This window comes from Geoanaerobacter pelophilus (assembly GCF_018476885.1).
GTDB classification, from domain to species: Bacteria; Desulfobacterota; Desulfuromonadia; order Geobacterales; family DSM-12255; genus Geoanaerobacter; species Geoanaerobacter pelophilus.
In genome coordinates this window covers 180,183-199,943 of record NZ_JAHCVJ010000002.1, presented here as the reverse complement: position 1 = coordinate 199,943, position 19,761 = coordinate 180,183, and the positions used below count along the sequence as shown (strand labels likewise).

General features: G+C 53.8%; 21 protein-coding genes, 1 pseudogene and 1 riboswitch. Of the genes and pseudogenes, 20 read left to right on the top strand and 2 right to left on the bottom strand.

Translation table 11 applies throughout. The features are described 5' to 3' along the window. Nucleotides 1-3: 3 nt before the first annotated feature. From KI809_RS06340 to KI809_RS06315, 6 genes are all read left to right on the top strand, one after another. On the top strand, nucleotides 4-1,206 hold the full coding sequence (locus tag KI809_RS06340) for an ATP-grasp domain-containing protein (RefSeq protein ID WP_214170699.1): 1,203 nt from the start codon (nucleotides 4-6) through the stop codon (nucleotides 1,204-1,206). After that, entirely contained in the window at nucleotides 1,187-1,756 is a 570-nt protein-coding gene (locus KI809_RS06335; protein ID WP_214170698.1) for a 5-deoxy-glucuronate isomerase, read from the top strand. The genes KI809_RS06340 and KI809_RS06335 overlap by 20 nt, the downstream gene beginning before the upstream one ends. A gap of 106 nt (nucleotides 1,757-1,862) precedes the next feature. Further along, complete coding sequence (locus KI809_RS06330) at nucleotides 1,863-2,648, top strand: SDR family NAD(P)-dependent oxidoreductase (RefSeq protein WP_214170697.1); 786 nt, start codon at nucleotides 1,863-1,865, stop codon at nucleotides 2,646-2,648. Nucleotides 2,649-2,666: 18 nt separating this feature from the next. Beyond that, nucleotides 2,667-3,455, top strand: coding sequence for an SDR family NAD(P)-dependent oxidoreductase (locus tag KI809_RS06325; protein WP_214170696.1), 789 nt, complete (start codon nucleotides 2,667-2,669; stop codon nucleotides 3,453-3,455). A gap of 42 nt (nucleotides 3,456-3,497) precedes the next feature. Next, entirely contained in the window at nucleotides 3,498-5,483 is a 1,986-nt protein-coding gene (locus KI809_RS06320; RefSeq protein WP_214170695.1) for a glycoside hydrolase family 57, read from the top strand. Between the two features lie 3 nt (nucleotides 5,484-5,486). Next, the gene (locus KI809_RS06315) at nucleotides 5,487-6,887 is read left to right on the top strand and encodes a B12-binding domain-containing radical SAM protein (RefSeq protein ID WP_214170694.1); all 1,401 of its coding nucleotides are present in this window, start codon (nucleotides 5,487-5,489) and stop codon (nucleotides 6,885-6,887) included. 103 nt (nucleotides 6,888-6,990) lie between these two features. Here KI809_RS06315 and KI809_RS06310 read toward each other — a convergent pair whose 3' ends face one another. Continuing rightward, complete coding sequence (locus KI809_RS06310; RefSeq protein WP_214170693.1) at nucleotides 6,991-8,199, bottom strand: tetratricopeptide repeat protein; 1,209 nt, start codon at nucleotides 8,197-8,199, stop codon at nucleotides 6,991-6,993. A 115-nt stretch (nucleotides 8,200-8,314) separates the two neighbouring features. Here KI809_RS06310 and KI809_RS06305 point away from each other — a divergent pair, with 115 nt between their 5' ends. Next, nucleotides 8,315-8,545 (top strand): hypothetical protein, encoded by a 231-nt coding sequence (locus tag KI809_RS06305; RefSeq protein ID WP_214170692.1) that lies wholly within the window; start codon nucleotides 8,315-8,317, stop codon nucleotides 8,543-8,545. Between the two features lie 3 nt (nucleotides 8,546-8,548). On the opposite strand, the gene KI809_RS06300 is transcribed toward KI809_RS06305, so the two are convergent. Then, nucleotides 8,549-9,397 (bottom strand): HDOD domain-containing protein, encoded by an 849-nt coding sequence (locus KI809_RS06300; protein ID WP_214170691.1) that lies wholly within the window; start codon nucleotides 9,395-9,397, stop codon nucleotides 8,549-8,551. Between the two features lie 131 nt (nucleotides 9,398-9,528). On the opposite strand from KI809_RS06300, the gene yihA reads away from it, so the two are divergent. The 13 genes and pseudogenes from yihA (at nucleotide 9,529) to KI809_RS06235 (ending at nucleotide 19,609) form a co-directional block, all read left to right on the top strand. Continuing rightward, the gene (gene yihA, locus KI809_RS06295; protein WP_214170690.1) at nucleotides 9,529-10,128 is read left to right on the top strand and encodes a ribosome biogenesis GTP-binding protein YihA/YsxC; all 600 of its coding nucleotides are present in this window, start codon (nucleotides 9,529-9,531) and stop codon (nucleotides 10,126-10,128) included. 36 nt (nucleotides 10,129-10,164) lie between these two features. Then, a riboswitch (cobalamin riboswitch) is annotated at nucleotides 10,165-10,352 on the top strand. A 74-nt stretch (nucleotides 10,353-10,426) separates the two neighbouring features. Further along, on the top strand, nucleotides 10,427-10,948 hold the full coding sequence (gene cobU, locus KI809_RS06290) for a bifunctional adenosylcobinamide kinase/adenosylcobinamide-phosphate guanylyltransferase (RefSeq protein WP_214170689.1): 522 nt from the start codon (nucleotides 10,427-10,429) through the stop codon (nucleotides 10,946-10,948). Nucleotides 10,949-10,968: 20 nt separating this feature from the next. Next, nucleotides 10,969-12,027 carry a nicotinate-nucleotide--dimethylbenzimidazole phosphoribosyltransferase gene (gene cobT, locus KI809_RS06285; protein ID WP_214170688.1) on the top strand — a complete coding sequence of 353 codons (1,059 nt, stop codon included), beginning with the start codon at nucleotides 10,969-10,971 and terminating at the stop codon, nucleotides 12,025-12,027. A 120-nt stretch (nucleotides 12,028-12,147) separates the two neighbouring features. Then, entirely contained in the window at nucleotides 12,148-12,891 is a 744-nt protein-coding gene (gene cobS, locus KI809_RS06280; RefSeq protein WP_214170687.1) for an adenosylcobinamide-GDP ribazoletransferase, read from the top strand. A gap of 10 nt (nucleotides 12,892-12,901) precedes the next feature. Next, the gene (cobC, locus tag KI809_RS06275; RefSeq protein ID WP_214170686.1) at nucleotides 12,902-13,504 is read left to right on the top strand and encodes an alpha-ribazole phosphatase; all 603 of its coding nucleotides are present in this window, start codon (nucleotides 12,902-12,904) and stop codon (nucleotides 13,502-13,504) included. 15 nt (nucleotides 13,505-13,519) lie between these two features. Continuing rightward, on the top strand, nucleotides 13,520-14,908 hold the full coding sequence (locus KI809_RS06270) for a cobyrinic acid a,c-diamide synthase CobB (protein WP_214170685.1): 1,389 nt from the start codon (nucleotides 13,520-13,522) through the stop codon (nucleotides 14,906-14,908). Beyond that, complete coding sequence (locus tag KI809_RS06265) at nucleotides 14,905-15,642, top strand: energy-coupling factor ABC transporter permease (RefSeq protein ID WP_214170684.1); 738 nt, start codon at nucleotides 14,905-14,907, stop codon at nucleotides 15,640-15,642. Before KI809_RS06270 ends, KI809_RS06265 begins: the two co-directional genes overlap by 4 nt. A 91-nt stretch (nucleotides 15,643-15,733) precedes the next feature. Beyond that, nucleotides 15,734-15,943, top strand: a pseudogene (locus tag KI809_RS06260) (cobalt transporter); the annotation flags it as partial. Next, entirely contained in the window at nucleotides 15,943-16,698 is a 756-nt protein-coding gene (cbiQ, locus tag KI809_RS06255) for a cobalt ECF transporter T component CbiQ (RefSeq protein WP_214170682.1), read from the top strand. The pseudogene KI809_RS06260 and the gene cbiQ, both read left to right, overlap by 1 nt. Beyond that, the gene (locus KI809_RS06250) at nucleotides 16,686-17,540 is read left to right on the top strand and encodes an energy-coupling factor ABC transporter ATP-binding protein (RefSeq protein WP_214170681.1); all 855 of its coding nucleotides are present in this window, start codon (nucleotides 16,686-16,688) and stop codon (nucleotides 17,538-17,540) included. Before cbiQ ends, KI809_RS06250 begins: the two co-directional genes overlap by 13 nt. Beyond that, complete coding sequence (locus KI809_RS06245) at nucleotides 17,537-17,923, top strand: sirohydrochlorin chelatase (protein WP_214170680.1); 387 nt, start codon at nucleotides 17,537-17,539, stop codon at nucleotides 17,921-17,923. Before KI809_RS06250 ends, KI809_RS06245 begins: the two co-directional genes overlap by 4 nt. Further along, entirely contained in the window at nucleotides 17,923-18,558 is a 636-nt protein-coding gene (locus tag KI809_RS06240) for a precorrin-8X methylmutase (RefSeq protein ID WP_214170679.1), read from the top strand. The genes KI809_RS06245 and KI809_RS06240 overlap by 1 nt, the downstream gene beginning before the upstream one ends. A gap of 1 nt (nucleotide 18,559) precedes the next feature. Beyond that, a complete protein-coding gene (locus KI809_RS06235; RefSeq protein WP_214170678.1) occupies nucleotides 18,560-19,609 on the top strand; it encodes a cobalt-precorrin-5B (C(1))-methyltransferase in 1,050 nt (349 codons plus the stop codon). The last annotated feature ends 152 nt before the right edge of the window (nucleotides 19,610-19,761 follow it).

Sequence of the window (19,761 nt, the reverse complement as noted above, 5' to 3'; positions counted from 1 at the left end):
ATTATGAACAGAGATAAGGCCATCTGGCTTTTTGCCGGCGGACAGATGCAGGAACCGGCTGCAAAAAAGATCAAATCTCTCGGTTATCGATTAATCATTACAGATAGATCACCGGACTGTCATTGTGCTCGTTTCGCAGATGAAGTGGTGGCCCTCGACACCTTTGACATATCGGGGAATCTGCAAGCAGCGCCGGGTTTAGCGCGTAAATTCAGGATAGAGGCTGTTCTGACCGCAGCCGCAGATTGCCATGAAACAGTTGCTATTGTCGGCAGCTCACTGCAGCTCAATGCTCTATCTCCAGAGATTGCCAATGTCTGCCGCTATAAACAGAAGACCAGGGCCATACTCGCTGAAGCCGGATTGCCACAGCCCGCCAGTGCCGTGGCCAGTAATTTGGATGCTGCCCGGCAATTGTTACACAGTTTTGGCGGAAGCGGCGTGCTGAAGGCAACTAATAATTCGGGGAGTCGCGGATTTGCTGTGGTTAAAGATCCTGATGAGGTCACGGCGGAACTATTCGATGCTTCTCTTGCCGCTGGCACCAGCGGACTTGTTATTGTCGAGGAAAAGCTTGAACCGGTAAAGAATGAGATCGCCGAACAGTCATTGGAGACTGTCTGGTATGATGGCAAGATGTATTTCCTTAACTGGGTGGACCGTCTTTTCAGAAACGATTTTTCACGTTTTTCATGTCTGCATGAAGAGGGATTGTATGATGATACCTCCTGGGCCGTCGAGATCGGTCATCTAAATCCTGCACTTCACGACTATGAAACATTGCAACAGGTAGTGAAAATGGTCTATCAGGCCGGTTTGGCCATCGGCATGCACACCCAGCGAGGCGGTCATATTCTTAAAGCTGATATCATGTTGACCGAGCGCGGCCCTTATATAATCGAATTGACCCCGAGACTTTCCGGGGGATGGGACAGTTCTGCCAGTACGCCGACACGGGGTGCAGATTTCATCGGCGGGGCCATTATGCTGGCTCTTGGAAAACAACTCGATCTTGAAATGTGGCACGACTTTTTTGCTTATAAGAATTCATCATTGTTTGCTGCCGTCCTGGCCTTAATCAATCCTGGAGCAGTAGACTGTATTGGTAGAAAATTTTCAATTGGTACTGGTTTCCAGCAAGAAACAGCACTGGCCAGCGCCATGACTAATCTCAAGGAGAGACACTATGTTCTATCAGTGGAGTAATGCCAACCGCCTGCAAACCCTTCAGGTGAGCGGTGGCAACAACCAGTTGTTGTTTGCCAGCGAACAAGAAAAAGCCGAAGTATATCTGGAAGGTGGAACCATCTCCCGGGTAGTCTGCCATTCTAAAAGCGGGACTACAGAGATTCTGGCAAAAGACGCATATCATATAGTAGTCGGGGAATCCAACTGGCAACGTGATGTCTATCATTTCCTTAAACCCGGAGGTCCGGCTCCAACGCTTAGACTTGGTATCACAGTTCATGCTGGTGCTGGAACATGGTCCAGCTTGCCGCATCCGTTTGAGTTGAATCTAGAACCTGACTTTGAAGAAGTATTTTTTCACCTACTGGAGGGAGGCAGTCAGAGTGCTGTTCAGCTTGGCCGAGGAGTATGGGCTGACAATACCGCTGTGGACGAGGCCTGGTTGGTAAAGGATAGAACATTCAGTACCATTCCGATGGGGTATCATCCAGTAGTTGGTGAGCCGCATGTAAAAGTTGCCTACGTTTGGGCTTATCTGGCAAAGAAACCTTCCTGGGAAAAGGTCTGAGTATTTTAGGAGATATCTTTCGTAGCGGGTATTCACCGAATTTCAAGTGAGTGTCATTAGGCACCCCGGTGCTTGTAGTGTGTGGTTCAATAAAGGGGAATTTGCAATGATTGATCTCAATGGCAAGGTAGCGGTCGTGACTGGCGCAGGTAGTGGCATTGGCGCTGCGGTGGCCGGATATCTGCACCGGCTTCATGCCCAGGTTAATTTGTTGGCAATGTCAGAGCAAAATGTGGCCGCGGTAGCACGTCAGCTCGATCCTGATGGCGTTACAGCCAGTTATCATCTCTGTGATGTCAGAGACGAGCAGTCGCTGATTTCGACTCGTGAGGCGATTCTGCAGCGAATGGGCAGAATCGACATCCTTGTGACCTGCGCAGCTGCGCCGGCTGCTGCAGGGAAATCTGAGGATTTGAGTTTTGCCGATTGGCGAATGGTTCTTGATACAGATCTGGACGGAGCTTTTCTCAGTTGCAAAACATTTGCTGCGCCGATGCTCAGGAATAACTACGGAAGAATAGTTAATATGACCAGCTTCCATAATGTGGCAACCTACCCGAACCGGCTTGCCTACAATGCCGCTAAATCGGGAGTTGAAGGGATTACCAGGGCATTGGCTGTGGAGTGGGGAAGATTCGGCATTACGGTAAATGCAGTTGCCCCTGGCCCGATCAGGACACCAAGAACATCCTGGTTTCTTGAACAAAGTCCGGATGTGGAGACGGGCATGACTGGTCGGACGCCGACTGCCAGGATTGGTGAGACAGATGATGTCGCGTCACTGATCGCCTATCTGGTCTCTAGCGAAGCCCGACATATCAACGGTCAGCAGATCGTTGTTGATGGTGGCTGGACTAAATCGGCATGGTGGGGTTCGCACTGCCAGGGATAAGAAAAGAGAACTACAGTAATGGCTTTCCCCGATATTTTCTCTTTAGATAAAAAGACCGCAGTTATAACCGGGGCTGGCGGTGATATTGGCGCAGCAATAGCACGGGCCATGTTGGCTGCCGGCGCGAATTTAGTGCTTACGTCACTGTCAGTTGAACGACTTGCTGATACTTACGCTTCTCTAGGGAGTGGTTGTGATTCAAGAGTTCTGATTGCTCCTGCAGACGTAACCGATCCGGCTCAAGTGGATGGTGTGATTGCAAGTGCAGTTGCCAAGTTTGGTTCAATCGACATACTGGTAACTGCAGCTGGTATACAGCTGCGTAAGCCAGCGCTTGATTTCAGTTTAGCTGAATGGGAGCAGATATTACGGGTCAATTTAACAGGCACTTTTTTATGTTGTCAGGCTGCGGGCAAAGTGATGCTGCCGAGGGGAGAAGGTAAAATAATCACTATTTCGTCACTAACAGCCGAGATAGGAATTCCGAATATAGCGCCCTATGCCGCCAGCCGGGGCGCAATCAAGCAGCTTACCAAATCATTGGCAGTGGAATGGGCTAAATCGGGAATCAATGTCAACTGTATCGGCCCTGGCCGGATCAGAACCAAAATGACAGATGACATCTTTAAGGATGATGCTATTCGCACGAGTTTCCTGCGTCTCATCCCGGCTGGCTATGCTGCTACGCCAGATGATATTTCCTGGATAGCAGTATTTCTGGCATCATCGGCAGCCAAGTATATCCATGGCCAGACTATCTATGCCGATGGCGGGTGGTTGGCTGCTGGAGGCAGCTCTCTCGGCTAGCAGGCACGGCATAAACTTTAGACAGAGGTCTGAATAGATATAATGACTCTACAACGCCTTAATCTGTATACCTGTTTTCATCTTAATCTCGCCTACTCCTCTATTGAAGTAGAGGATCGGGCAAAGGTTGTGGAAAAGTGTTATCGTCCCTTGCTGGACATCATTGCGAAGCTCGGGTTCAGATGTGGCATTGAGGCCAGCGCGTATACTCTTGAAGAAATCCGGGAATATGACCCCATATGGATTGAAGATATCAAGACGCTCATTTCTTCCGGTGTCTGTGAGTTCATTGCAAGTGGCTACTGTCAGTCAATAGGGCCTCTGATGCCTGCTGAGGCTAATGCCGCCAATTTTGCTATTGGTAACCGGCGCTATAGTGAGATTATAAATACTATCCCCCAGGTTGTTCTGGTAAACGAACAGGCTTTTTCATCTGGTATGATCGCTCATTATCTTGACGCTGGATACAAGGCAATGGTTATGGAGTGGAATAATCCAGCCCTGACCAATCGCGAATGGCAATCGGAATGGAGATACCACCCACAATTTGCTGTGGATCAACAAGGAAGAAAAATCCCTGTTATCTGGAACAATTCGATTTTTTTTCAGAAGTTTCAGCATTACTCTCATGGTGAAAAAGAGCTTGAGGAGTATCTCGGCTATATCGCTTCGCATCAAGCCCCGGCGATTCGTTTCTTCCCGCTCTACGGTAATGATGTGGAAATTTTCGATTTCAGACCTGGGCGATATCATACAGAGGCTCAATTGGGGGCTGAGAGTGAGTGGAAGAGGATTGAGCGCCTCTTTAAAAGGCTGAAAGATGATGAACGATTCATCATTATTTCTCCGTCGGATTCATTGAAGTTCATGGATATGCCGGATGCAGGCAATGAATTGGCTCTTGAAACAGCTGCTATACCTGTTCCAGTGAAAAAACAGGAAAAGTATAATATTACCCGTTGGGCAGTAACTGGCAGGGACGATCTTGGAATAAACAGCAGCTGCAAGAAAATCTATAAGTCGCTGAAGCATGGCGTAAACCGTGATCCAGAAGCATGGCGAGAGCTTTGCTATTTATGGAGCAGTGATTTCAGGACGCATATAACGGAAAAACGTTGGTCTGAATATCAGCTCCGGCTGAAATCAGCGGAGAACAGATATTGTCAGACGTGCGAAATTAAAGAGATTCAGCCGCTGGAGACGGATCAGTTCCCGGATGATGTCCTGGTGTCAAGTGAAGGGCGTCTTCTTAAAGTCGAAACTAGACACCTGATGGTTGTCCTCAACAAGCGCCGGGGGCTGGTAATCGATGGTTTGTGGACAAAGGGAGAGACAGGAGAGAAGTTGTGTGGCACTTTGCCTCATGGGTATTATGATGATATTACTCTGGGGGCGGATTTCTATAGTGGTCATCTTATATTTGAGAGCCCTGGGAAACCAAAATTGACTGACCTTGAAAAGATCGACCCGGTGATCAAGTGGGACAAGAATTCTAAAGCCGCGTCAGTTTCATTTGTGATGCAGACATCGTTAGGCGATCTAAAGAAACAGATTAGAGTTTATGCCGAAGTCAACACCATTGAGTATATATATGAATTGCACTGGAACTCCTTGCCGGTTGGTTCTTTACGCTTGGGGCATATTACGCTGAACCCTGAGGCTTTTGACAAATCGACGCTTTTTTTCAGGACCCATAATGGTGGCCGTGAGATGGAAACATTTTCAGTCGGTGGGCAAAGTATCAACCACGGAGAGCATGCCTCTTTCCTTGTATCTGCCAAGCATGCACTGGGCATGACTGAGGGGGTGCTTGAGGTCGGCGATGCAGACAAATTCATGCGCATTTCTTTAGGCGATAGTTCACCCGCATTGCTGGCAATGATAAAATACGTTTCTATTAAAGATACCTATTTTTTAAGATGTTCTTTCTCTGCCAGAGAGATGGATGAAACAAGTCGTCAAACGCTGCTTAATGCCCCTCTAATATTTAAGATATCAGTCAATTGTCATAGCCTCAAGGAGTGTTAATTAATGAATATCCTGGTGCTCAATCTTTCATTACGTCCCAAATCGCCACTTATGATTTTCCCCGTTGGCCTTGGTTACATTGTAACAGCCATAAAAAACGCAGGTTTTGATTTTGATCTGGTTGATATTGATGCCTACAGGTATGAGGATGTAGAGCTTGACGCCTTGATTTCCCGAAAAAGCTACGATGTCGTATGTATGGGATGCATCGTGACAGGGTATAAAATGGTCAAGGAGCTTGCCGCAAAATTGAGAGGCTATCATCCAAATATCAAGATAATTGTCGGGAATACTGTCGCTTCATCAATTACTGAAACATTGCTTTCCAAAACCGAAGTAGACATTGCTGTAATTGGAGAGGGTGATGTAACTATAGTTGATTTGCTGACGCATATCAAAAACAATGGCGATCTTGGGGAGGTTCCCGGGATTTGCCTGAAGCAAGGGTCTCGCTTAATTACAACTCCACCGCGCGCATTGATAGCAGATATTTCAGAAATCCCTTTTATTGATTTTTCAATTTTTGACATCGAATTATATATTAATAATAGTAAACTTCAGCTAAGCGAAGGTCTCCCGATCCCACGCGAAAAAATTCGAATGTTGCCAATTAATACTGCTCGTGGATGTATTGCAAATTGTACGTTTTGCTATCACGCATTCAAGAGTTATCCTTATCGGTATCGGTCAGTGGCTTCAATTTGCGAAGAAATTGAACAACTGGTTCAGCAATACAATATTAACTTTGTTGGTTTCAGTGATGAGTTGACATTGTTTAACAAGAAGCGGGCAATTGAGCTGGCGGACACAATGATCGAAAAGAAGCTTCCAGTCATCTGGGGAGTTTCATGCAGGGGAGACTTGTTTGATAGCGAGGATGATATCGCAATTATTAATAGAATGAAGGAAGCCGGTTGTATTTCAGCTTCTTATTCTCTTGAATCCGCAGATGAGCACATTCTTAAATCAATGAATAAGCATATGAAGGTAGAACAGTTTGAGCGTCAAACAGAACTCTTTCATAAAGCAGGGCTTGCCGTCTATACAAGCCTTGTCTTTGGCTTCCCGGAAGAGACACCTGAAACGATTAAAAAAACTTTCGATTGTTGTGTAAAATGTCAGATATATCCCTCAGGTGGGTATCTTTTGCCACAGCCGGGTTCTAAAATGTATGACTACGCTGTTGAGCATGGTTTCATCGTTGATGAAGAAGACTATTTACTAAGTCTGGGTGACCGTCAGGATCTGCGACTCAACATGACGACTATGCAGGATGACGAACTTGAGCGATGCGTCATGGAAGGTTTGCGTGAATGTAACGAGCGTCTGAATCTGGGGCTTAAAGATGAAGAGTTGATTAAAAGTACTTATTATAGGAGCACTAATAAGGATGCCGTTTCCTGAATAGGGTGTTGTTACTCCTTCGCTACTATTCCCCGAAGCTTGCTTCGATGAGAGAATCAAATTACTGAGAAAATACCCCGCAGCTAGCTGCGGGGTATTTTATTCAGAACGGTTTCCCGGCAAATCCGTCAAACTCATCTCCAGTGCTATCCATTGCCTTGCCGTCAATATTTTTGCCTGAGAACTTGAAAACAAGGTGCGACGGATCGATAACCGCGCTCACGTCGGCATTTTGTTTCAGGGAAAATGTTACGGTGGCCAGCCGGCTTGTTACGTTGTAGGCAACACTCTTTATTATCGGCAGATTGGCTTCTTTTTGCGGGTTCGGGGTATAGCCGTAATTGTAGTATCCGGCTGCTCCGCCGTTTGCTTTTCTGATCTGCCAGTTCGCAAGGCTTTGCACAGAAACTGGATCCATATCACTGTTGAACTGAAAGTCCATGGTAAAGGTTTTTGACGCATTGGCTTGGGACAGGGTGTGCTTGGGATCGGTCGCGGTCAACATCTCAAGTGTAGTGTTTGGCCCCAATGTTGGTAGAAAGGGGTCATAAGAGCCGGCGCTGACATTAGTAAATTTGGGTTTCAGAGTGGCAGCCTGAAGTTCGAGGGCCGCAGTAGAATCAATTTTTTTTAGCTTGGTAATCTGCCGTTCCAGGTTATAGTCATCCCCTTTGCCTGCATAGGCATATCCCAATTCAGTTTCGGCCAAAGTAAAATTTTCGTGTTTCAGGCTGAGTGCCTGCTTAAGGTTTGTTATTGCTGCATCGAATTTCCCCATTTTATTATAGGTCTGGCCCAGTGCATAGAAGCCGTTGGCGTCGCGCGGGGCTATCCGGCTTACCTTAAGGAATTCGGTTTCCGCGTCTTTCAGCTTATTTTGCAATAAATATGTCTGCCCCAGACTGTAATGAGCCAGCTTATCATTAGGGCTGATCGAGACCGCTTTCTTGTAAGATTTCTCAGCGTCTGCGTACTTTTTGTCTTGGGCATAAGCGTTGCCTAGATTTACTGCCGCGTCCTTGTCGAATGGCTTCATCGCTACGAGTTTCTTGTAGGTGTCAATGGCTTCCTTGTTCTTCTTTTGTGAGAGATAGGTGTTGCCCAAGTAGGTGTAAGCATCCACGTTTGAGGAGTCCAGTGCCACCGCTTTCTTGAAAAATTTGATGGCTTCGTCCGGACGGCTTTTCTGGAGCATGCGAACGCCGGCTATGAGCTGATTGTTGGCAAGAGAAGCCCTTTGTGCCTGCTGAGTTTCAGCAGTCGGCAGAATGGCCAAAAAGAGTGAAGTCCCATTGTCAGAAGTAGTTGCCATCGCTTTTCCTCGATCCCATTTTTTGCTATATAATTATAGCAGTTTTTTTCAGAGATGCATTGGGAAAAGCTGCTATTGTTTTGAAAAAGGATGTTGTTCTTTACTGGAGGAGAGTATGCCTGAAAGAGATGATCCGATAAGTGGCATTCTGGGTATCAGGCCTGTAAGCGGGGAGCGCGGCCGGACCGGGCAGGAGCGGCGGGCTGTCAGGCAGCTGCCGAAAAAACCGGGCAAGGACAGTGTGGATATCTCTTCCCGGGCGCGACGGCTTGCCGACATTGAGGATTTGCTGGCAGGGGACGAGAACGGCGGCGATGGCCCCAAGCTCCTCAAACACGACGATTAGCTTCTAGGCAAAGGCCTGCCGATCCTTTTCATAAGCTTCGCTGAAAGTATCAAGCAACTCGGCAATCTGCACTTCTGAGAGGTTGGCAAGTTCTGCTGCCTTGCTTTGCGCTGGTAGCAGCGTTTCCTCCGGGTCTCTGGTGCCGATGCCTAGCTTCCTACAGAACTGATCCGCGAGATTGACGACCGCTGTCAGTTTGATCAGATAATCATCATCGGCCGGCGTGAACTCCAGCTTGTGGTGTTGCATTATGGTAGTAAAGAGCGCATCAGGAAAGTTCCATTTCTTGATGACATAGGCTCCTACCTCGTCATGAGAGAACGGATAGATGCTCTTTTCTGCCGCATCGAACGGGATGCCGTCATTGTAGCACTTCTGCATGACCAGTTGGAACTTGTCCCGGTCCAGAGAGTTCATGATGGTTTTACCGATATCGTGGAACAGGCCGGCAAGGAACGCCTCTTCTTCGTTGGCCAGCCTGGTTTTTGAGGCAATAATGCGTGCCGCAAGGCCGGCGCCGAAGGAATGCTCCCAGAGCATCTGTTCTGTCAGTCCGAACGGCTTGTACACCTGCTTTACCGATGCTGCAACAACCAGGCTTTTCAGAGTGGTAAAGCCGAGGATGACAATGGCCATGGAAAGGCTCTGGATCTGACGTTGACAGCCGTAAAATGAGGAATTGGATATTTTCAGAACTCGTGCCGCCACTGCCGGGTCTGAAGCGACAATTTTGGCAAGTTCATCCGCAGTCGCGTTTTCGCTCTCCAGAAGTTGCATGACTTTCATGGCAACTACAGGTATAGTTGGCAGGTCGCCGGCAGCCATTATTGCCTGTTCCAGTTCCTTGTTCATGATAAACATGCTCCGTTTCGCTAAATAGATGGCCTGTACCACGCATATAATTTATACCCGTTTAATTTAAATCGGCAACTCTTTGGGTTTATTTAATCTCCGCATTAGCCAGGCACTGGAAGAGGATAAACGTGCATATCAAAAATGTTGAGTTCATCAAGAGTGCGGTAAAGCCCGACCAGTATCCGCCGGCGGAGTTGCCGGAGGTTGCCTTTGTGGGCCGATCCAACGTCGGCAAGTCATCGCTGATCAACCTGCTGGTCAATCGCAAGAACCTGGTAAGGACCAGCAACACTCCGGGCCGGACCCAGTTGATAAATTTTTTTTCGGTAAACAGCGATTCCTTCATGCTGGTTGACCTCCCCGGTTACGGCTTTGCAAAGGTGCCGCTGGATGTCAAGAAGCAGTGGGGGCCGATGATGACGGCGTACCTCTCGAAGCGCGAGACTCTGCGCGGGGTGGTGCTGATCCTGGACGTGCGCCGGGTGCCGAGCCAGGAGGATATCCAGATGCTCGACCTGCTCCGTGCCCACGACATTCCGCCGATAATGGTAATCACCAAGTGCGACAAGGTCTCCAAGAACGAGCGGAAACGCCAGGCCCAGATAATATCCAAGACCATGCAAGTCCAGGAGTCCGAATTTCTGTTCTTCTCAGCGCTTTCCCGGGAAGGGATCGACGGGATCTGGGGTGCGCTCGAACCGCTGGTCAACACCCCACAATCAGTTTGACTTTCATTGGGCGGTCTGCTAGAAAAGACTGAAAATTAAATATCATACCAATCAGGTGCGCCTGTTTTCCGCAGGCGATAATAGGGAAGAGGGTGAAAATCCCTCGCTGCCCCGCAACTGTAATCGGTGACGAAAGCCGCTGTGTGCCACTGGGATTTCTTGGGAAGGCGCGGCCAGTAGGATGATCCGAGAGTCAGGAGACCTGCCCGATTGGCAATTCAGGAACCTTCGTGGGAGAGGGACCGGCGCCGATTTAATCATGACCCCGTCTCCATTTCAGGAGGCGGGGTTTTATTTTATGGCAAAAGTAATATTGGTAACAGGCGGTAGCCGCAGTGGCAAGAGCCGACTGGCTGAGCAGCTGACCGAGGGCTTCGGCACTCCGCTTGGTTACATCGCCACGGCCGCAGCCGGTGATGCCGAGATGGCGGCGCGGATCGCCCGGCATCAACAGCGGCGCGGCCCGGAGTGGCAGACTCTAGAAGAGCCGCTTGACCTGTGCGGGGTCATTACCGGGCATGACGGTTATTTTCAGGCAATGCTGGTCGATTGCCTCACGCTCTGGCTGACCAACCTGTTATTGCAACACCACAGCCCGGAGCCGGCGCTTGCCGAAGTGACACGCCTCACCTCGGCCTTTGCTTCGCTCAAATCCCCCCTGGTGCTTGTTTCCAGCGAGGTCGGCATGGGGATCGTGCCGGAAAACGCCCTGGCCCGATCGTTTCGGGACCTGGCCGGCGAGGCCAACCAGCTGATCGCTGCAGCTGCCGATGAAGTGTACGTTGCGATCGCCGGAATCCCTCTGAAACTCAAAGGTTGAAAAAGGAGATAAAGATATCTATGGACCTGCTGACCAAAACACTCGCGGAGATCAAGCCGCTTGATGACGAGTTGCTGGATGCCGCCCAGGCAAAGCTGGACAATAAAACCAAGCCTCTCGGCTCTCTCGGCCGTCTCGAAGATTTTGCCCGTCGAGTTGTTGCCATAACCGGCAGTCTGGCGCCGGAGACTGGGAAAAAGATCATCTTTACCTTTGCTGGCGACCATGGCGTTGTCGAGGAGGGTGTTTCGGCCTTCCCGAAGGAGGTAACGCCGCAGATGGTGCTGAATTTCCTGCGGGGCGGTGCGGGTGTTAATGTCCTGGCCCGTCACGCCGGGGCCGAGGTTCGTGTTGTCGACATCGGCGTCGATTACGATTTTGCCCCGCAGCCGGGGCTGATCATCAGAAAAATTGCCCCTGGCACGAAAAACCTCAGTATCGGCCCGGCAATGACCAGGGCTGAGGCCATAGCTGCCATTGAGGTTGGCATCGAGCTGGCGCGCTCGGCCAAAGAAGAAGGGGCAGCCATGATTGCCACCGGCGAGATGGGTATCGGCAACACCACACCGTCATCGGCCATAATAGCGGCATTTTCCGGGATTTCGCCCCGCGAGCTGACTCACCGCGGCACCGGCATTGACGATGCAGCCCTCGACCGGAAAGTGTCGGCTATTGAGCGCGGACTGAAAGTGAACGCTCCCGATGTTGCCGACCCATTGGATGTACTGGCCAAGGTTGGCGGTCTGGAGATTGCCGGCATTGCCGGGCTGGTACTCGGCGGCGCTGCCTGTCGTCTGCCGGTGGTGGTAGACGGCTTTATCTCGACAGCCGGAGCGTTGATCGCCTGCGAATTGAACCCGGATGTCGGGCAATACCTCTTTGCTGCTCATCATTCGGTCGAAATCGGCCACCGGGTCATGCTGGAACGGATGAAGCTGGAGCCGATCCTCGATCTGAAGATGCGGCTCGGCGAAGGGACCGGCGCAGCCCTGGCTATGGGGCTGATCGAGGCGGGCGTAAAGATACTTAAAGAAATGGCCAGCTTTGAAGAGGCCGGCGTGACCCAATCCAATACTTGAGCGCTACCGGTGTCGCCTCGTCATCAGAATCCTCATCGTACTGCAATGGACGCGGAGCTTCTTTCTCGGCGCCTTGGGATCATCTCAACTCTTGAATTGTGAGGCTGGGCCAAAATTAACATGAGACTATTCGTCATTGCCTTCCAGTTTCTGACCATTGTTCCGCTGCCGTTCCAGGTGCGGTGCGAAGAGCGCGATCTCGGGCGTTCCATGGCCCTGTTCCCGCTGGTCGGGCTTGCCTTGGGCGGGATGCTGGCCGGTGTCGATTTCTTGTTTGCCGGACGAGTGGCAGCTGAGGTGGGCGACCTGCTGCTGGTGACGCTGTTGTCCCTGATTACCGGGGCGTTGCATCTCGATGGCCTGGCCGATGTCTGTGACGGGTTTGCCGCCAGGGGGCCGAAGGAGCGATTCCTGGCCGTGATGAAGGACTCGCGGGTCGGAGCGGTGGGAGTCGTGGGTCTTATCCTGGGTATCGGTCTGAAATACCAGGCGATTCATGCGTTGAGCCCCGCACTCAAATGGCAGACCCTGCTGCTTTTCCCCATGGCGGCCCGCTGTGCCCAGGTTGTTACTGCCGTCGGCGCCCGGACTGCCCGGACCGAAGGGCTCGGCGCAGCCTTTGTCAACGGGGTCGGCCCGTTGCAGCTCATGGCAGCCCTGCTGTTGACCGGGGTGGCAGGATGCGCGCTGCTGGGGCCATCATGGCTGGCTCTGCTCCTGGTACTGTCACTCTGTACCTTTGGCTGCCGAAGATACTTTGAGCAACGGCTTGACGGGGTTACCGGCGATATCATCGGCTTTGTCAGCGAACTGAACGAAATTACCGCGCTGATTCTGATCCCTGTTTTTTGCGGTAGAATATAAAAGGACTGTTATGACGGCAAAAACACGCATTTATCTCATCCGGCACGGCGAAGTCGAGGGGGCTGGTGCGCCACGGTATAATGGCCATGTCGACGTCTCTCTGAGTGAGCACGGGGTGGCGCAGTACCATGCATTGAAGCCGCGGCTCACAGATGCCCGGATAACGGCCTGTTACAGCAGTGATCTGCAGCGCTGCCGGATCGGGGCAGGGATCATTGGTGAACATCTCGGCATTGAGCCTGTCTTGGACCCGGCACTGCGCGAGCTGAACATCGGTATCTGGGAAGGGATGACTTGGGCCGAGATCCAGGAGCGGTGGCCGCACGAGTGGCAGAGCCGCTTGGCAGATATCGTCAATTACCGGGTTCCCGGCGGCGAAAACCTGCTGGACCTGGAAGGCCGGATCATGCCTGCTATTGACCGGATAACGGCAAATCATCGCGGGGAAAATGTCCTGGTGGTGGCCCATGGCGGGGCAAACCGGGTGGTGTTGCTCAATGCCATCGGCGCACCGCTGTCCAGCCTGTTCAATATCGAGCAGAACTACAGCTGCGTCAACATCATCGATTGCTACGAAGACGGCAACAGGGTGGTAAAACTGTTAAACGGGTGATGGAAGGGAGACCGTATGAAGGCATTTGTCATTGCCGCCCCCCACAGCGGATCAGGAAAGACCACCATTACCCTGGGTATCATGGAGGTACTGAGACGAAACGAGCTTATCGTTGCGCCGTTCAAGGTAGGGCCTGATTTTATCGATCCCGGTTACCACCGGATGGTCACCCGCCGGCCATCGATCAACCTTGATGGCTGGATCTGCGGCAGTGAGGGTGTCAGGGAGAGTTTTTTCCGGTACACCAAGGGTGCCAATATCGCCGTTATCGAAGGGGTCATGGGTCTGTTCGACGGCTTCGGCGGGGTTTCGGCGGTAGGGAGCACCGCCCAGGTGGCCGAGCTGCTCAATGCGCCGGTCATCCTGGTGGTAGATGCCCGCGGCCAGGCCCGAAGCGTGGCCGCACTGCTCAAAGGGTTCACCGAGTTTGATCCTGATATCACCATTGCCGGGATTATTTTCAACCAGGTCTCCAGCGACAGTCATGCTGATATTCTGGCCGAGGCCGTGGCCTCGCTCGACTCGCCACCGGCGATTCTCGGCTGCATCCCGGCCGACAGCCGCCTTGCCATCCCCTCCCGCCATCTGGGACTGGTCACGGCGGAAGACAATCCGCTCTCCCCTACCTATCTGGATTATCTGGCAGCAACGATTCGCGAGCATGTCGATATGGCCGCTCTCTGGGCAATTGCCGAGGGGAGGCCTGATGACCCGCCAGTCCCATCGGTGTCGGCCGAAGAATCTGCTCCGGCAGTAAAGATCGCTGTTGCTCGGGACGAGGCTTTCTGCTTTGTCTATGAAGAGAACCTCCGGCTCCTGAGCGAAGCGGGCGCCGAGTTGATCCCGTTTTCGCCGCTTCGCGACACCGGCCTTCCGGCTGGGGTCACCGGGGTCTACCTCCCTGGCGGTTATCCCGAACTTTACGCCGAAAAATTAGCGGGTAATGAAGCGGTGAAAAGCTCAATAGCCGGTGCCATCAACGACGGCATGCCGGTTTATGCCGAATGCGGCGGTTTCATCTATCTCACCGCCGGGGTTGCCGATTCCCCGGAGCAGGAAACGGTTGCCCATAGTTTCGTCGGGATCTTCCCGGTTGTCACCCGGATGCTCCCCAGACGAAAGGCGCTCGGTTACCGCGAGGTGGAGCTTTGCGGTAACAGCATTCTTGGTGGCCAGGGGGTGGTGGCCAGGGGGCACGAATTCCACTATTCGGAGATCTCGGCCATGCCGCAGGAGATTGAGCGGATCTACGCGGTGCGCAAGGGGAAGACCGATCTTGGCGCCGAGGGATACCGGATCGGCAACTGCCTGGCCTCCTATATCCACCTCCATTTCGGCAGCTGTCCGGAAATGGCGGTAAACTTTGTGGCCAGCTGCCGGGAATTCGGAGCATTGCAGCAATGATCAGACTTTTTGTGCTGTTGTTCGTGCTCTATGCTGCTCCGGCTCACGCCATGCACATCAGCGAGGGAATCCTGCCGCTTGGCTGGGCCGCTGGCTGGTTCGTGGTTGCCGCGCCGTTTGTGGTACTGGGGCTCAGGCGGCTGAACAGCCTTTCCCGCGATGATCTGTCGCTGAAGCCGCTGGTGGGGCTCCTGGCGGCGGTGGTGTTCATCATCTCCTGTATGCCGATTCCGGTACCGACTGCCGGTACCTGCTCGCACCCCTGCGGCACTGCCATCTCCGCGGTGCTGCTCGGCCCGTTGGTCAGTGTGCTGATTTCGACCGTGGCGCTGTTGATCCAGGCGCTGGTCATGGCCCACGGCGGCCTTTCCACGCTCGGCGCGGATATCGTCTCCATGGGGGTGGTTGGCTCTTTCGTCGGCTACGGCGCCTTCCGGGGGCTCCGTTCCATGGGGGCCGGACTCGGTCTGGCAGGATTCTGTGCCGGGCTGCTCACTGACTGGGCCACCTACCTGACCACATCGCTGGAACTTGCTACGGGAATTCGGGGGAGCGACCCGCTCTTCCCCCTGTTTAGCAAGATTGCCCTTGCCTTTGTGCCTACCCAGCTGCCGCTGGGGATCCTTGAAGGGGCGATGACCGCCGGCATGGTGCTGCTGCTGCACAAGAAGCGGCCCGACCTGCTGGTGAAAATGAAGGTGCTGAAAGTAGAGGAGGTTGCATCACATGCCTGACCGAAAACGAAAATTCCGCATCATCCTGATGCATATTGTCATCCTGCCCTCGCTGCTGTTTGTCTTTTACTTCTTCTCTCTGGCGCCTCGGCCATGGACCGGGGTTGACGAGGCGGTGGTGGAGAAGATCGCCAAGGAGCATGGCCGGGAGGCCAGGTCACCACTGATCAATACCGACCGAGGGGACCTGCTGCTGTTTGTCTTTCTTGTTGGCGGAGCAGTGGGTGGCTTTATTGCCGGTTACTGCTGGCGGGCACTTACGAAAAAAGATTCTGCCAGGACAGGAGACACGAAGGAATAATGCGCTTTGCCAGCGGTGACATAACCGGGAGCAGTCATTTTCTCGCCCGCGTCGACAGCCGCCTGAAGCTGCTGGCCAGTCTAGCACTGCTGGTGATGGTGGTCAGTCACCGGGGGATCTGGTTCCCGCTGTTGACCGCCGTGGCCGGTGTCGGTACCTGCTTCACCCTGGGGGTGCGGCTCCGGTTGCTGTTGCTCCGCTTTAGCGAGCCGCTGGTCATCGCCCTGGTGGTGCTGGTTCTGAAGGCTCTGTTTAGCGGCCATGATCTGCTCTGGAGTTACAGTATCGGTGGCTTTGCCGTTACCTGCCACCAGGACGGGCTGCTGGAGGGGTGTCGCATTGCCGGCCGGATCATGGGTGCCGTAGCAGTGGTGGCAACCGTTGGCTTTGCCACACCGTTTACCGAGATATTGGCCGCACTGGCCTGGTTAAAGGTGCCGCAGGGGTTGATCGAGGTGACCATGTTTGCCTGGCGCTACCTGTTCGTACTGGCCGACGATGCCCAGGTGGTCTATGCTGCCCAGCGCAACCGGCTGGGCTATGTCGGTTACCGTCGCAGCTTCCGTTCTTTTGGCACTCTGGCCGGGGCACTGGTGATCAAGGCGTTCGATACCAGTCAGACCATGACCACGGCTATGGTCCAGCGCGGTTACGATGGCAGCCTGCCGATGCTCAAGCACAAACCGTTTCGCCTTGGCGAAGTTGCCAGCGCGCTGTTGGTGGTGCTGGCAATGGGGGTGCTATGGCAGATCTAGCCCGGCTCTCGGTGAAGCTTGATCGTTTTGCCTACCCGGACGGCACACTGGCGCTGGCGGATATCAGGTTGACGGTCGCTGCCGGCGATTTTCTGGCTCTGCTCGGGGCCAATGGTTCCGGCAAGACCACGCTGCTGAAGCTGCTGGATGGATTGATCCGCGATTACCGCGGCAGTGTGCTGCTCGATGGCCAGGACATCCTCAAGCTGCATCCCAAAGAGATTTACCGGAAGATGGGGCTGGTGTTCCAGAACCCGGACGATCAGCTGTTTGCTCACACCGTGGCCGAGGATGTCGCTTTTGGCCCCCGCAACATGGGCTTTGACGATAGCGAGGTGAACCGGCGGGTGGCGGCAGCCTTGACTCAGGTCGAGATGGACGGCAGCGGCCACCGGAATATCCACCATCTGAGCTACGGCCAGAAAAAGCGGGTCTGTATTGCCGGACTGCTGGCCATGGGACACGGGATCCTGCTCCTTGACGAGCCCACCGCAGGCCTTGATCCGGTTGGTGAACAGCGGATGCTTCAGTTGCTGGCCAATCTGAATCGCGAGCACGGGGTTACCATCATTATGGCGACCCATGCAGTAGACCTGGTGCCGCTGTTCGTCCAGCGCCTTGCCATCCTCGACAAGGGGCGATTGACAGCGGTCGGCACGCCGGCAGAACTGCTGGCCGATCCGGCTGCCATGGCCGAGGTCAGGTTGCGTCTGCCACAGGTTGCCGAGCTTTTTTGGCAGCTGCGCCATGAGGACGGCTTTCCGCCAGGGCCTCTGCCGCTCGGCATTGCCGAGGCACGGCAAGAGATCGTGGCATTGCATAGACACAAGGAGAAGAAATGAAAAAGACCGCTATTTTACTGATGGCCCACGGCAGCCGTATTCCCGAGGCCAATGACGCAGTGCAGGAGATTGCCGCCATGGTCAGGACCATGACCGGATACGAGATCGTCGAGGTTTCCTTTCGCGAGATGCACCTGCCGAACATTCAGCAGGGGATCGATGCCTGCGTAAAGCAGGGGGCGGAGCGGGTGCTGTTGATGCCGTATTTCCTGTTTATCGGCGCCCATGTCCAGGAGGATCTGCCGGAAGAGATGGCCCAGGCTCGGGAGCGCTACCCGAAGGTCGAGTTTGCCATGGGGAACCATCTCGGGGTGCACCGGAAGCTGGCCGAGGTGGTGGTGGAGCGAATTGCCGAAGGGCTGACGACAACGGGGTGGCACTGATGTCCGTGCATCTCCGTCCGGAAGAGATCGAGGCCGAATCGTTCCGGATGATCGATGAGGAGGCCGGACCACATTCCTGGCCCCCTGCCGAGTGGCAGATCGTGCGGCGGGCCATCCATACCAGCGCCGATTTTGACTATAGCCGGACAATGCTGATGTCTCCTGATGCTGTAAAGAGGGGCGTTGCGGCATTGCAGGCCGGCCACGCCATTGTCACCGACACCACCATGGCACTTTCCGGCATCAGCAGGCTACGACTCGATCCGTTCGGCATCTCTGCCAAATGCCTGGTGGCTGATCCGGTGGTGGCCAAGGCTGCTGAAAAGCTCGGGGTAACCCGCTCGCTCATGGCGATGCGCAGTGCTGCCGCTGACCCGCAAAACGGCATCTTCGTCATCGGCAATGCCCCGACAGCGCTGTTCGAGCTGCTGCGTCTGGTACGAGAGGAAGGGCTGAAGCCTGCGCTGGTTGTGGGGCTACCGGTGGGGTTTGTCGGTGCGGCCGAGAGCAAGGAGGAACTGGTGCGGACCGCAGAACAGTTTCCGTTCCCCTACATCACCAATCGTGGTCGCAAGGGTGGCTCGAACGTGGCAGCGGCGGTTGTAAACGCGCTGCTGATCCTGGCAAACGGGTAGGATGAAGAAACCTCTTCGCCACGGGTATACTACCGGTGCCTGCGCAGCGGCTGCTGCCAAGGGAGCGGCGCTGCTGCTGCGGGACGGGTGCCCGGCTGAAACCGTCACCATTGACCTGCCGACCGGTGGAAAAGCGCAGTTCAGGCTGCACAGGCAGGAACTGACGCCCGATTGCGCAACATGTAGCGTCATTAAGGATGCCGGAGACGACCCCGACATCACCAACGGTGCGGAGATTGTGGCCTCTGTCTCGGTCAAGGGTACTAGTGGCATTAGCATTGCCGGTGGACAGGGTGTCGGGCGCGTGACCAAGCCCGGCCTGGCAGTAACAGTCGGCGAGTGGGCGATCAATCCGGTGCCACGCCGAATGATCGAGGCAGAGGTCCGGTGCGTGCTGCCCGAGCCGACTCCGGTTCTGATCAGTATCTCCATCCCCAATGGCGAGGAGCTGGCGAAAAAGACCCTGAATGCCCGACTGGGGATCATTGGTGGCTTGTCAATTCTCGGCACCACCGGTATTGTGCGGCCGATATCGGCCAAGGCCTGGACCGACACCATTGATGCGTCTGTAGATGTGGCGCTGGCCTGCGCCTGCACGACTGTGGTCTTGTCAACCGGTCGGACCAGCGAGCTGGTGGCCCAGACCCGGCTGCAGCTACGGGAAGAGGCGTTCGTGATGATGGGGGATCATGTCGGTTATGCCCTGAAATGTTGCGCTCGGAAGGGAGTAGCCGAGGTGGTGCTGGCCTGCCAGTTTGCCAAGCTGCTCAAGATCGCCTGCGGCCACGAGCAGACCCATGTCTCGTCGTCCGAGCTCGACCTGGGGGAATTGGCCGGCTGGTTGCGTAGCGAGCCAGCGGTTGCACAGCTTGAACCGGTTGCCGTGCACGCCAATACCGCGCGTCAACTGCTCGAGGAATCGAGCAACGACCCGGAACTGTTGCGGCTGGTAGCGCTCCGGGCCAAGGTGTTCGGCCAAAAGCTGGCGCCGAATTGTGCAATAAAAGTTTTGTTGGCAGGTTATGATGGCAAAGTGCTATATTTCGCCTGAGCATATTTGGCTTCGCCAAAAGTCCATCTGCTGCGTTACGCTCAATCTTCGTCACTGCGACGTAGCCTACGGCTACGACTCATTCCTCAGCTTTCGCAAGCCTTGCAGCTGGAGCTTTTTGCTGTGCCATTAAGGGAACATCATTACTAGGG

What these genes read in the sequence shown, in the direction of transcription:
- cbiQ (WP_214170682.1), top strand. Translation starts at nt 15,943, where the DNA reads ATGCGCTTTGCCAGCGGTGACATAACCGGGAGCAGTCATTTTCTCGCC.
- KI809_RS06265 (WP_214170684.1), top strand. Translation starts at nt 14,905, where the DNA reads ATGATCAGACTTTTTGTGCTGTTGTTCGTGCTCTATGCTGCTCCGGCT.
- KI809_RS06240 (WP_214170679.1), top strand. Translation starts at nt 17,923, where the DNA reads ATGTCCGTGCATCTCCGTCCGGAAGAGATCGAGGCCGAATCGTTCCGG.
- KI809_RS06340 (WP_214170699.1), top strand. Translation starts at nt 4, where the DNA reads ATGAACAGAGATAAGGCCATCTGGCTTTTTGCCGGCGGACAGATGCAG.
- cobS (WP_214170687.1), top strand. Translation starts at nt 12,148, where the DNA reads ATGAGACTATTCGTCATTGCCTTCCAGTTTCTGACCATTGTTCCGCTG.
- KI809_RS06325 (WP_214170696.1), top strand. Translation starts at nt 2,667, where the DNA reads ATGGCTTTCCCCGATATTTTCTCTTTAGATAAAAAGACCGCAGTTATA.
- KI809_RS06245 (WP_214170680.1), top strand. Translation starts at nt 17,537, where the DNA reads ATGAAAAAGACCGCTATTTTACTGATGGCCCACGGCAGCCGTATTCCC.
- KI809_RS06315 (WP_214170694.1), top strand. Translation starts at nt 5,487, where the DNA reads ATGAATATCCTGGTGCTCAATCTTTCATTACGTCCCAAATCGCCACTT.
- KI809_RS06270 (WP_214170685.1), top strand. Translation starts at nt 13,520, where the DNA reads ATGAAGGCATTTGTCATTGCCGCCCCCCACAGCGGATCAGGAAAGACC.
- KI809_RS06320 (WP_214170695.1), top strand. Translation starts at nt 3,498, where the DNA reads ATGACTCTACAACGCCTTAATCTGTATACCTGTTTTCATCTTAATCTC.
- KI809_RS06310 (WP_214170693.1), bottom strand. Translation starts at nt 8,199, where the DNA reads ATGGCAACTACTTCTGACAATGGGACTTCACTCTTTTTGGCCATTCTG.
- cobC (WP_214170686.1), top strand. Translation starts at nt 12,902, where the DNA reads ATGACGGCAAAAACACGCATTTATCTCATCCGGCACGGCGAAGTCGAG.
- KI809_RS06330 (WP_214170697.1), top strand. Translation starts at nt 1,863, where the DNA reads ATGATTGATCTCAATGGCAAGGTAGCGGTCGTGACTGGCGCAGGTAGT.
- KI809_RS06305 (WP_214170692.1), top strand. Translation starts at nt 8,315, where the DNA reads ATGCCTGAAAGAGATGATCCGATAAGTGGCATTCTGGGTATCAGGCCT.
- KI809_RS06250 (WP_214170681.1), top strand. Translation starts at nt 16,686, where the DNA reads ATGGCAGATCTAGCCCGGCTCTCGGTGAAGCTTGATCGTTTTGCCTAC.
- KI809_RS06335 (WP_214170698.1), top strand. Translation starts at nt 1,187, where the DNA reads ATGTTCTATCAGTGGAGTAATGCCAACCGCCTGCAAACCCTTCAGGTG.
- KI809_RS06300 (WP_214170691.1), bottom strand. Translation starts at nt 9,397, where the DNA reads ATGAACAAGGAACTGGAACAGGCAATAATGGCTGCCGGCGACCTGCCA.
- cobU (WP_214170689.1), top strand. Translation starts at nt 10,427, where the DNA reads ATGGCAAAAGTAATATTGGTAACAGGCGGTAGCCGCAGTGGCAAGAGC.
- cobT (WP_214170688.1), top strand. Translation starts at nt 10,969, where the DNA reads ATGGACCTGCTGACCAAAACACTCGCGGAGATCAAGCCGCTTGATGAC.
- KI809_RS06235 (WP_214170678.1), top strand. Translation starts at nt 18,560, where the DNA reads ATGAAGAAACCTCTTCGCCACGGGTATACTACCGGTGCCTGCGCAGCG.